This window comes from Bacteroidota bacterium (assembly GCA_016183775.1).
Lineage (GTDB): Bacteria > Bacteroidota > Bacteroidia > JABDFU01 > JABDFU01 > JABDFU01.
On record JACPDY010000162.1, the window covers coordinates 1 to 11,232 of the forward strand.

Below are 11,232 nucleotides of genomic sequence, written 5' to 3' on the forward strand. Positions count from 1 at the left end.
GCAGTGACCGGACTGGAGCTGGTTAAGCTGAATGATTTTGTAAGCGTACATCCTTTTGCATCAGTAACTGTTACTGTGTAATTCCCTGGTGCATAACCGCTGAAAGTTGAAGTTTGGCCGCTGCTCCATGTATATGTATAGGGAGCTGTTCCGCTTGTAACAGTAACAGATGCATTTCCATTAGTGGTGCACGTAGCATTAGTGCTTGTAGAAGTCATTGATAAAAGGGGATGCACAAAAACAGTTGTGGTTGTAGCTGCATAATTTCCATTCACATCAGTTACCATAACTGTATAATCAGTAGTTGTAGCCGGACAAACATTCACCGTTGCAGAGGTTCCGCCGGTATTCCAGCTATAGGTATAAGGAGCAGTGCCACTTGATCCTGCTGCTGTAATATTGGTGCAGTTGCTGGAACAAATTGTAGATGTTGATGCGGTAGCATTTATTGTGCAGGGGTTTACAATGATATAATTTGTTTTGAGCACCGAATCTTTCTGGCAGGGAGTAGAGACGACAAGCTTGACAGAATAGAATCCGGGAGTGCTGTAAGAGATAACAGGATTTGATATTGTAGAAGAAGCGGGAGTTGCCCCAGTAAAAGTCCACTTAAATCGCAAACCTGTAGTATCACAAGCATTGTTTACAGATGAAGAAAAGGAAATAGGAACATTCGGACATACAATTGTTTTATTAGCGGTGGCCGTTGTGCCTAAAAATTGCTGCTGGCAAATATTCAGGCAAAGTTGATTGATAAAAACATCATTTTCGCCTTTTGTAGGACTCCTGTTTATAGTTTGAAATGCTCCCGGAGAAACAGGGTACCCTCCTTGCCGGACATGTGCAGAAATATACAGATATGGATCCCATATAGCGATATCAAAATGTGGGGCGACAGAACCTCCGTCAAAGTCTTCTTCACCCGGTCCGCCAATGGCTGTGGTACAAAGAAGTTTTCCGTTCGGATCAAATTTTGATATCAGTTGATCTTCGGCACCATTGTAAGTACTTTGATATGCACAGGCACTGATCCATGATGGATTAGGTTTTTGGTCTTCAACCTCTCCGTACCAATAAATATTATTATTGTTGTCAACGGCACACCCTCCGGTCACTTCTGTATTAATTCCTCCATGGTAAGTTCCCCATAAACGAACACCCACAGCACTGAATTTTGCGATATACGCATCCGATGCCCCAGCATTGACGGTTTGATTTGCCCCCGGACTTGCTATGTTATTGACAGATGTAGTGCCTCCTGTAATGATACAACTTCCCGTGCCATCAACAGCAATGCCGGCTGCCCACTCAGCTATAGCGCCACCATAATAGGTTGACCACAAAGGAAAACCGGTTGCCCCGTTTAATTTTACTGCGAATGCGTCATTGCCGCCGTTATTAACACTCTGAAATGCCGCAATTGCAGGAAAATCAGTTGAGGCCGTAATGCCGGTAAAAAACACATTTCCTCCCGCATCACAATCTACCCCAAAGGCGTTTTCTGTAGATGTGCCGCCATAAAATGTCGCCCACTGTCGTACGCAACCACTATTGAATTTCACTACAAAGGCGTCCTGTGTCCCGCTTAATGCGGCCTGATACGGGGCTTGTATTGGAAGATTGGCTGAGGCTGTTGGCCCTGTTAAAACAACATTGTTTGCCCCATCAGTAATAACATCAATACCCTGATCGCTTCCGGATCCGCCATAGAGTGTAGACCAGATGAGTAAACCCGTTGGGCTAAATTTGGCAACAAATGCATCCCCGTTTCCGGCCATTACACTTTGAAAATAGGCTCCTCCTCCGGGATTTTTAGTTGGAAAGTTTGTAGAACTGGTCATGCCGGAAATTAAAATATCATTATTGCCATCAGCATCTATACCATAGCCTTGATCAGTTTGATTTCCGCCAAGATAAGTTCCAAAAATTCGTGTGCCTGACACATTAAATTTTACTATAAAAGCTTCCTGCTGACTAGCCGGAGCCATTTGAAAAGCCCCTGCGCTCACCGGAAAATCTCCGGTGCCTGTATTGCCGGTCACAATCACACTTCCTGCCCCATCAGCAGCAACCCCTGATCCGGTACCGATAGTAAAAGTGGCGCCCCCGCCTGAATAATAGGTTGCCCAGGGATCAATGATCAAAGGGTGTTCCGGGTTCCAGGTTCCGAGTTCAAAGGTTACTTCGTAAATGTGAGATTTGAGACATGAGATATGAGAATTTTTTATAGCGTTGTTTTTTTTCCTCACGTCTAATATCTCACACCTTGCCTGCCGGCAGGCAGCTCTCATATCTAATTTATACTCAGCTTTAACATCAATGATTTTTCCATTAATATTTTGGTAAACTTTTGGTATATATTCGCTAAGTTCTCCAGCACTTGTTTTTATTGTTAATGTTGTAGGTCCTGCCGAACTATTTGCATTGTTAATTTTTAAGTCTTCGGCTCCTGTGTATTTTAATTTTATTTGATTCGGATCTCCGCCCGGATTTACAACAATATCATATTTTAATCCTTTTTCTTTTCCACCATAATAAACAATATCAATGTTTGGATAAATGTTTTTTGCAGTTATACGGTTATAGGAGTTTACCTTTGTAATTCCCTGCGGGCAATGACCTAAATAATAGTTTGTATGCCCGTCAATCTGATCGGAAGTTATTGTTTCATAAGTTTCATTTCTGCCAACAAAGTCCACATCAATACGATGAATTTTCATAAGCTTTTTACTCATCATAGCTTCAATGAATTCCTTTTTATCTTCATAGGTCATCATCTCATCTGTTTTCTCTTTTTCTTCCATCGCCTCATGTATTTCGTGCCATTTTTCATTGGCATCGCTCAATACATAACTTATCCCGCTTTTTCTTAAATAAATATCCGCTCCGCCACCTTCGCCTTTGTATAAAATGTCGGGACGTTGTTGTTTATTCATATCCACAAACTGACCTTTGTTGGGTGTGAAACTCATACCGGATCCCCTGAGTCCTTCGGCTTTGCTCAGGACAGGCAGGGTCGAAGGGTTTCCACGCATAGTATCCGATGAGTTGAGTTCCGGGTGTAATGCCTCCGAACTTCCGTGAATTGATGGAGTAGGTGTTTGTGCTAAAAGACAGGTGAAGGAGAGCGGAAATATAAAGGCCCCATTATACATTATAGATTGAAAACAGGAGTGCAAAAGATAAATAATTGCCCTCGGTATTTTTTTACGCATTTTATGGCAGTTTTAGGTTACCTAATGTAATAATTACATGCCATAATTCAATGAATTTTTTATACATTTGTTATGTTTCTATTTTACAAATTAATATGTAATATATTGATAAACAATTATATAAGTATAAAATAATATTGTTTCTAATGAATAAAAATGAAAGTCTGTTTTTGCTGATCAGGTCATTAAGTAAGTCGGAGAAGCGGTATTTTAAATTATTCGCGGCCAAAAGTGGTTTAAGAGAAGCCAGACAATCTGTCCTTCTTTTTGATGCCATTGAAAAACAAGTTTCGAAAAGGAATAAAAAAATAAAGCAGTACGATGAATCCGTAGTATATAATAAATTAGTGAATACGCCTTTAGCAAAACAGTTTTCTGCGGCTAAGTTGTATTTATATAACATGATACTCAAAAGTCTTCATTTGTTCCATGAGGATGTGGCGGAAGATGTAAAAGAACGGCTGCATTATATAAAAATCTTATATAACAGAAATCTGCATGATCAGTGTTTCGAAGTTATTTCTAAAGCAAAACGGATCGCGAAAAAATATGACTTCAATGAACTTTTGCTGCAATTGTTGGATTGGGAAAAGCTAACCATTCATAATGTTCAAATGCAAAACGGTTCACTTGTTGAGAAGACTGAAAAAATAATCAGGGAAGAAGACCTGATCATTGAAAAAATGGCGAGGGTTAGGGCGTATAAAAATATAAGTTTTCAATTCCTTTCTATTCCTTACAAGTCGGATGCATTCAGACGTCAGGAGACAAAAGCGTTATTTGAAAAATTAAACCGGACTGGCTTTGTTTCAGGTAAAAGTGAGGGTGAGAATTTTAATGAAGCATTTTACAGGTATAAGGCCTATGATTTTTATTACAGCAGAAACGAAGAACATTTGAACAGTTATCGTTTTACAAAAAGGATCATTCAGCTTATGGAGAGTAATCCGGATCAGATCCGTTTTTCGCCAATCAGATATATAGGATCACTTAATAATCATATGTTGAATTGCCGGCGATTGGGAAAATACAATGAACTGCGAATTGGAATCGATGTTATGCGATCATTCGCTGCCACCTTAAATGAATCACATTCCTACATTCATACCCTTGTTTTTCAATCCACATATATTTTCGAACTCAAATTGTATATTGATAACGGAGCGTTTGACAAAGCATTGGGTGCGATCCAAGTGATCAATGATTCTATCAAAAAGTATGACAAGAGGATAAATGAGCTTTATAAGCTGTTTTTTTATTTTAATTTTTCACTGGTTTATTTTGGGTTGGGTGATTTCAGGGCTGCTCTTTATTGGAATAACGTGGAATTTAATAATCCTGCAATAAGGCTGTATGATAGTCACCACAGGTCGTTGACCATTCTCAATCTCATTGTTCATTATGAGTTGCGGAATTTTGACCTTGTGTCAAGCATTATCCGGTCGTTGTATCGTGCGGCCAGTCTTAAGCAACAGTTCAACGAATATGAAGTCAGGCTTTTGGATCTGTTTCATGCGTTAATAAATATGAATCTGTCATCAGGTGATAAAAAGGATATTGTCACTCTTTTTTCAGACGCGAAAAGAGATCTGCTTATGATCAGGAAGAAGAATCCTTTTGTTACCAGTGATCCGCCTGATTTTGATATTACTTCCTGGCTCAATAGTAAAATAGCCCATCGTACTTTTGCCGAAATCGTAAAAGAAAAGAGTAAAAAAATGTAATTTCCTAGGGATGACATCGCTTCAAGCGATGTCATCCCTTAGGTCCGGCACATTCATGGCGTAGTGAGGTTAATATTCAGACTACACCCGTTCTTATCTTTAATATTTATCAGGTATGATCCCGGGCAAAGTTGGTTTTTATACCTGTTCAGATACCCATCAGGCCAGAAGTAGCTGTAAGGACTTGTGCCTCCGGAAGAAGACACCATTACCCATTCTTTACAACCGCATCCTGTGCAGTTGGCCGTACCTTTTGTAAATAATCCCGACAGGGGAGGAGGAGAAGTGATTGCGGCAGTGGAAACCGTAGTGCAGCCTTTGCTATCGGTTACAGTTACAGTATAAGTCTGAGAGATGAGGTTTGAAATCTGTGAAGTGGTGCCGCCATTACTCCAGCTGTAGGTATATGGTGCCGTGCCGCCAGCGGTACTTGTTTGTGCACTTCCATTTGTGGTTTCGTTACAGGTTGTGTTTGTGGGAGTAATTGTTATAGTAATAAGGGGATTGATGCTTACGGAGGCTGTTGCGGTCGCGGTGGATCCGACAGCATCAGTTATGGTTACTGTATATGTAGTATTGGAAAGAGGACAGGGATTGATGTTTTGTGTAGAAGCACCTGTACTCCATAAATAGGTATATGGAGTTGTGCCACTTACCCCGGAACTTGTTAATGGTGGACATGCAGTACCAGGACATGTTACCGCCGAAGTAGCCGTTGCAGTTATGCCGCCACAAGTTGTACCGGTAATAGCAAAAGTTGTAGTTTGTGTTTGGTTACAGTTACTGGTAACCGTTACAGTGTAAGTGCCCGGACAAAGACCGTTGGCAGTATTTGTTGTACTTGTACTGTTTAAAGTAGTGTTGCCGTTACTCCATGTATAATTATAATTTGGTTCACTGCAGGTTAAGTTAACAGTTGCGCTGCCGTTGCATGGTGCGCAAGTGGTATTGTTAGTCTGTGATTTGGTGACAGTTGGAAGAACCCGGATGAATTTTGCAATGAAAGCATCATCTGATGCATGAAAAGTATTATCAAAATAAGCTCCGCCGCCGGGATTCACCAGGGGGAGACCCGCTGTACCTGTAGTATATAATGGAAATTCACCACCTACAAATAAGTCATTGTTGTTGTCAACTGTTAATGCTCCACGAAAATCCTGTGTACTCACATCTCCGAAAAATGTCGACCATAATAATGATGTAGTCGGAGAAAATTTTGTTATTACCACGTCTCCGAATACTATACCTGTTCCACATCCTCCGCATGAATTATCTTTATAATCGCATGAATTTGAAAGTGTAGGAGTATTCATGGATCCGGAATTGAAGGTTGCATATAGGTTTCCACAGTTATCCGTTGCTAAACGGTCATAATCATTTGTTTGAAATTCTAAATCACTCCCGCCAAAGAATGTGGCCCATGTACGTGCGCAAGTAGCGCCGTTAAATTTCAGGATAAATCCGTCCATACATCCGAGAATATTATCGAAATAAGCACCAGCGTTTAAAAGAGGAAGGTTTGCAGAGGTTGTGATACCCGAAACGAAAATGTTGCCGAACAGATCAGAGGTAATGTTTAAAGCCCTGTCCATTGAGCTCCCTCCATAATAGGTTGACCAAATCTGAGTTCCCGTATTACTGAATTTTGCTATAACGCCATCTCCCCAAAAATTTGAAGCATAAAAAGTGCATGCGGGACTACTCCATCCGTTGTATCCTCCCTGGAAATGCGCTCCTCCACCCGGATTAAGAACCGGATAATTTGTAGAAGTTGTTTCACCGGCAATAAATAAATTATTATTGATATCGATTGTTATTGCGTTTACAACATCCACTAAAGATCCGCCGTAATAAGTAGACCAAAGCAAGGCCCCTGCATTGGTAAACTTAGAGATAAATCCATCAGTAGTTCCGTTGAGGGTATTGTCGAAATATGTTCCTGCATTTAGACTGGGGAAGTTAACTGATGACCAGGTAGCACCGCCCAGAAACAGGTTACCAGCTGCGTCCGTATCGATCGACCTTCCATCATCTATGCCATTATCTCCGCCAAAATAGGTTGACCATTGAAGAATGAATGCTGCATTGAATTTCAAAACAAAGCAGTCGTTCGTTCCCCCCAACGTATTGTCAAAATAAGTCCCTGCATTTAATACAGGCAAATTTGCAGAAGCAGTAATTCCGGTTAGAAATATATTCCCGGTATTATCAATAGCAATGCTCACGCAAATATCATTCTCTGTTCCTCCGAAGTAAGTCGATTGGAGGAGTGTACCTGTATTGGAGAACTTGAGGATACTTGCATCATATTTACCGTTATTAACCCCCTGGTACGCGCCAAGCATTGGTATATCTGTTGAGTAAACATAGCAGGAGGCATATACGTTGCCGGCACCATCTACATCAACAGAGTTAATGCCTTCCCAGTTATTTCCGCCGATCATCGTACACCAGGTCAATTGCGGATCGATGACAAGCGTTTCATCCATATCGTAGGAGGCCAGTTTTATGCCGACCTCATATGAAAAACCATTTTCTATCCGCTTGCTGGTCTGTTTGATGGTATATGAGGACTCTACTTTATTGCATTCATTATTTTGATAACATACAAGTTTTCCTTCACTTACATCGCCAATTTTTGTGGAAATCTTTATTTGATCTTCTTTGACGTTAAGTTTGCCGCTGCCCTCATAAATAAGTTTTATAAGTTTAGCATTAGCGCCTGGATGAATTATAAGGTCGTGTTTTAGTCCGCCATCCTTAGATGTATACAAGGTCCAGTCAATACCAGGATAAACCTGCTTAATGGTAATTTTTGTAAAAGTTTTTATGCCAAAAATCCCATCAGGGCAATGTCCTTTGTAATGGTCAGTTTTTCCATTTGTGATATTCCCTTCAGTAATAATATTTTCTTTTAATATCGATGCATTCTTAAAGAACATATCTACACGCCGCCACTCGGTTCTTAAGCCATCTTTATGTATGTCATTATTATCAAATTTATCCTCTTCACTTTCTTCGATCTTCAGGAAGGAATAGGTTAGTCCCTGTGTAGTAACAAAAATATCAAGTCCGGGAGAAGAAACCTTATATAATACATATGGAACGGGGTTTCCTTCCATGTCGGTCATTTGCCCTTTGTTTTCCTGAAAGCCTAAAAATAGTTGCGCTGTTTTCCATTGCTGTACTTCTGCATTCAACACGGGATCACGGTTCGTACTTCCATATGTAAATGTCACAAACAATAATGTTACAGCTACACTAAGAGCTGAGTGATGAAGAATTTTGCTAATTTGTTTCAGGACTGAATAGGTCGTCATACTTTAGGGAGTAGTAAGGTTAACGTTTATGCTGCATCCATTTTTGTCAATAATATTTATCGTATATGCACCCGGGCAAAGTTGATTTTTGTATCTGTTCACATATCCGCCCAAAGCAGGCCATGTATAGGAATATGGTTCTGTGCCACCCGAAGAAGTTACCATTATCCATTCTTTGCAGCCGCATCCTGTGCAGTTCGCCGTACCTTTTGTAAATAATCCCGACAGGGGGGGAGGAGAAATTATTGCGACAGAGGAAACGGTAGTGCAGCCTTTGTTATCAGTAACTGTTACAGAATAGATTTGAGATGTGAGATTTGAGATATTAGAAGTAGTGCCGCCATTGCTCCAGTTATAGGTATATGGTGCTGTGCCGCCACCGGCATTTACCTGTGCACTTCCATTTGTGCTTCCGCTGCACGTTATATTTGTGGGGGTAATTGTTATAGTAATAATGGGGTTGACGGTTACGGAGGCTGTTGCGGTCGCGGTGGATCCGGCTACATCGGTTATGGTTACTGTATATACAGTATTGGAAAGAGGACAGGGGTTTATGTTTTGTGTTGAAGCTCCCGTACTCCATAAATAGGTGTACGGAATTGTTCCGCTTGCCCCCGAACTTGTTAATGTTGGACATAAAGCCCCCGAACATGTTACCGCCGAAGTGGCTGTTGCGGTTATTCCGCCACATGTTGTTCCGGTAATAACAAAAGTTGCAGTTTGTGTTTTGTTACAATTGCTTGTTGCTGTAACAGTATATGAACCCGGACAGAGTCCGGTTATGGTATTTGTAGCACTGGTACTATTTTGTGTTGAACTGCCATTGTTCCATGCATAATTATAATTGGGCTCGCTGCAGGTTAAATTAATTGTTGCGCTGCCATTACATGGGCTACAAGAGCTGCTATTAAGCTGTGACTGATTTTTTGTTGGAATGGCCGGAGTAAATTTAGAAATGAATGCGTCATCAGTTCCACCGTTATGGGTGTTATCATAGTACGCGCCTCCGGCAGGATTAAATAAAAATCCTGTCATTCCGGTTGAAGATTCGCCGCCAACAAAAAGATTGTTATTTGAATCCGTTGTAAGAGCTCCTCTGTAATTGAAATTGCTTATAGAAATATAACTTGCCCACAATAAAGTGCCTGTGTAACTGAATTTGATTAAAAAACCATCAGGTTGAAATCCACCGGTACCATTGTATGTGCCATCAAAAAAAGAACCACATCCGGGATTATGAGTATTCATATTGGTAGAAGTTGAAGCGAAAGTGACATATAAATTATCGCACCCATCAACCTCAAGATGGTCGAATGAATTATATGGAAAATATTCAGATGCTGTACCACCATAATAAGTTGCCCAATCCATTAAACCCGAATTGGAAAAATGAGCGATAAAGGCATCCGTTGAACCCCCATAGGTTGCATCGTAGTAGGCACCGGTAAAAGTGCCACTGCCTGGTATAACCGGAAAGCCTCCGTCCGTATTTCCAATTACATATATACTGTTTGTGCTTGTTGTGATAATAGTTTGACCTTGCTCAGATTGCGGTCCGCCAAGGAACGTTGCCCAATCCAAAGCTCCCACATTGGAAAAGCGAAGTACAAAGGCATCTCGTGTACCACCAATGGTTCCGTCATAATAAGCTGTTGCAAATGGACCTATACCTGCTTGTGTTGGAAATCCCGATTGCGCGTCCCCCGTAACGTAAATATTGCTTCCATTATCACAATAGATAGAAGACCCTCTGTCAGTACCGACACCACCATAATAAGTGGCCCAATCCAAAACCCCTGTCGTTGAAAATCGAAGTATAAATACGTCGCTGGATCCTCCAAATAAATTATCATTGAATGCTCCCACCCAGGTTTGAGTAGGGAATGCTGCTCCGGACGTACCAGTTACATATATATTTCCATTTGGGTCGGTTGTTATGCAAAATCCCTCATCCCATCCCGTTCCTCCGTAATAAGTAGCCCAGACACGGACCCCGCCACTTGAAAATTTGAGAACCACGGCATCCCTTCCACCTGAATTAGTATTGTTGAAATAAGCGGTTCCCCAAGCCTGCGTAGGAAAATTTGGAGAGTCAGACATTCCGCAAACAAAAAAATCACCATTGTTCAATACATTAATTGACCAAAATGCTTCACCGCCAGTTCCGCCATAGTATGTGGCCCATAAAAGAACCCCTGTATTAGAAAATTTTAACAAAAGCGCATCCCATCCGCCGGAAGATACACCTGAATAATATGCTCCAGTTAGGGTTTGGGTAGGGAAATTAGTAGATGTTGAATAGCTGGCCACATATACATTTCCGGCATTATCACAATCAATACTGTTAAATCCATCATCTGTATTCCCTCCGTAAAATGTGCCCCAAACAAGTTGAGGGTCAATAATCAGAATGTTGTCTTTGTTGTATTTTCCGGTTTGGATCCCAACTTCATATGAAAATCCATTTTCAATTTGTTTCTCCGATTTTTTTACAGAATAACCGGAGCTAATTTTATTTTTTTCATTTTCCTGATAACAGATAAGTTTCTCTTCGCTCAACACGCCATATTCATTTTCAAAATGAATCCGGTTATTCTTCATGTGAAACTTTCCCGCGCCTTCATAAATAAGTCGTATTTGATCAGGGTTTGCTTCGGGATGAACAATGAAATCGTGTTTGATCCCGCCGTTTTCGGATGTATATATGGTCCAGTCAATACCCGCGTATACATTTTGAATAGTAATTTTGGCATACGTTTTAACATTAAATATTCCGTTGGGGCAATGTGCGAGGTAGTAGTTTATATTTCCGACAGTTATCTCATTTTCAACTTTTATGTTTTCTTTTTTGATCGAAGAGTTTTTTATTATCATGTTTACGCAGTTCCATGATTTTTTTTCATTTTCTTCTTCATTGGGTATCATTTTATTTAACGAGACCGGAGAGTAATCATTATGTTCCTGTCGGGCTCC

4 protein-coding genes are annotated in these 11,232 nt (G+C 40.6%); 1 reads left to right on the top strand and 3 read right to left on the bottom strand.

Annotated features, from left to right (window positions below):
- Positions 1-3,215 (bottom strand): hypothetical protein (locus tag HYU69_17435; GenBank protein MBI2272126.1); only part of this gene is annotated, 3,215 nt, incomplete at its 3' end.
- A gap of 146 nt (positions 3,216-3,361) precedes the next feature.
- Between HYU69_17435 and HYU69_17440 the strand changes: the two genes are divergently transcribed.
- Complete coding sequence (locus tag HYU69_17440) at positions 3,362-4,939, top strand: hypothetical protein (protein ID MBI2272127.1); 1,578 nt, start codon at positions 3,362-3,364, stop codon at positions 4,937-4,939.
- Positions 4,940-4,992: 53 nt separating this feature from the next.
- Here the strand turns inward: HYU69_17440 and HYU69_17445 are convergent, their stop codons facing one another.
- Both HYU69_17445 and HYU69_17450 read right to left on the bottom strand, forming a co-directional pair.
- Positions 4,993-8,259 (bottom strand): SBBP repeat-containing protein, encoded by a 3,267-nt coding sequence (locus tag HYU69_17445; GenBank protein ID MBI2272128.1) that lies wholly within the window; start codon positions 8,257-8,259, stop codon positions 4,993-4,995.
- A 3-nt stretch (positions 8,260-8,262) separates the two neighbouring features.
- Positions 8,263-11,184, bottom strand: coding sequence for an SBBP repeat-containing protein (locus HYU69_17450; GenBank protein MBI2272129.1), 2,922 nt, complete (start codon positions 11,182-11,184; stop codon positions 8,263-8,265).
- Between the last annotated feature and the right edge of the window lie 48 nt (positions 11,185-11,232).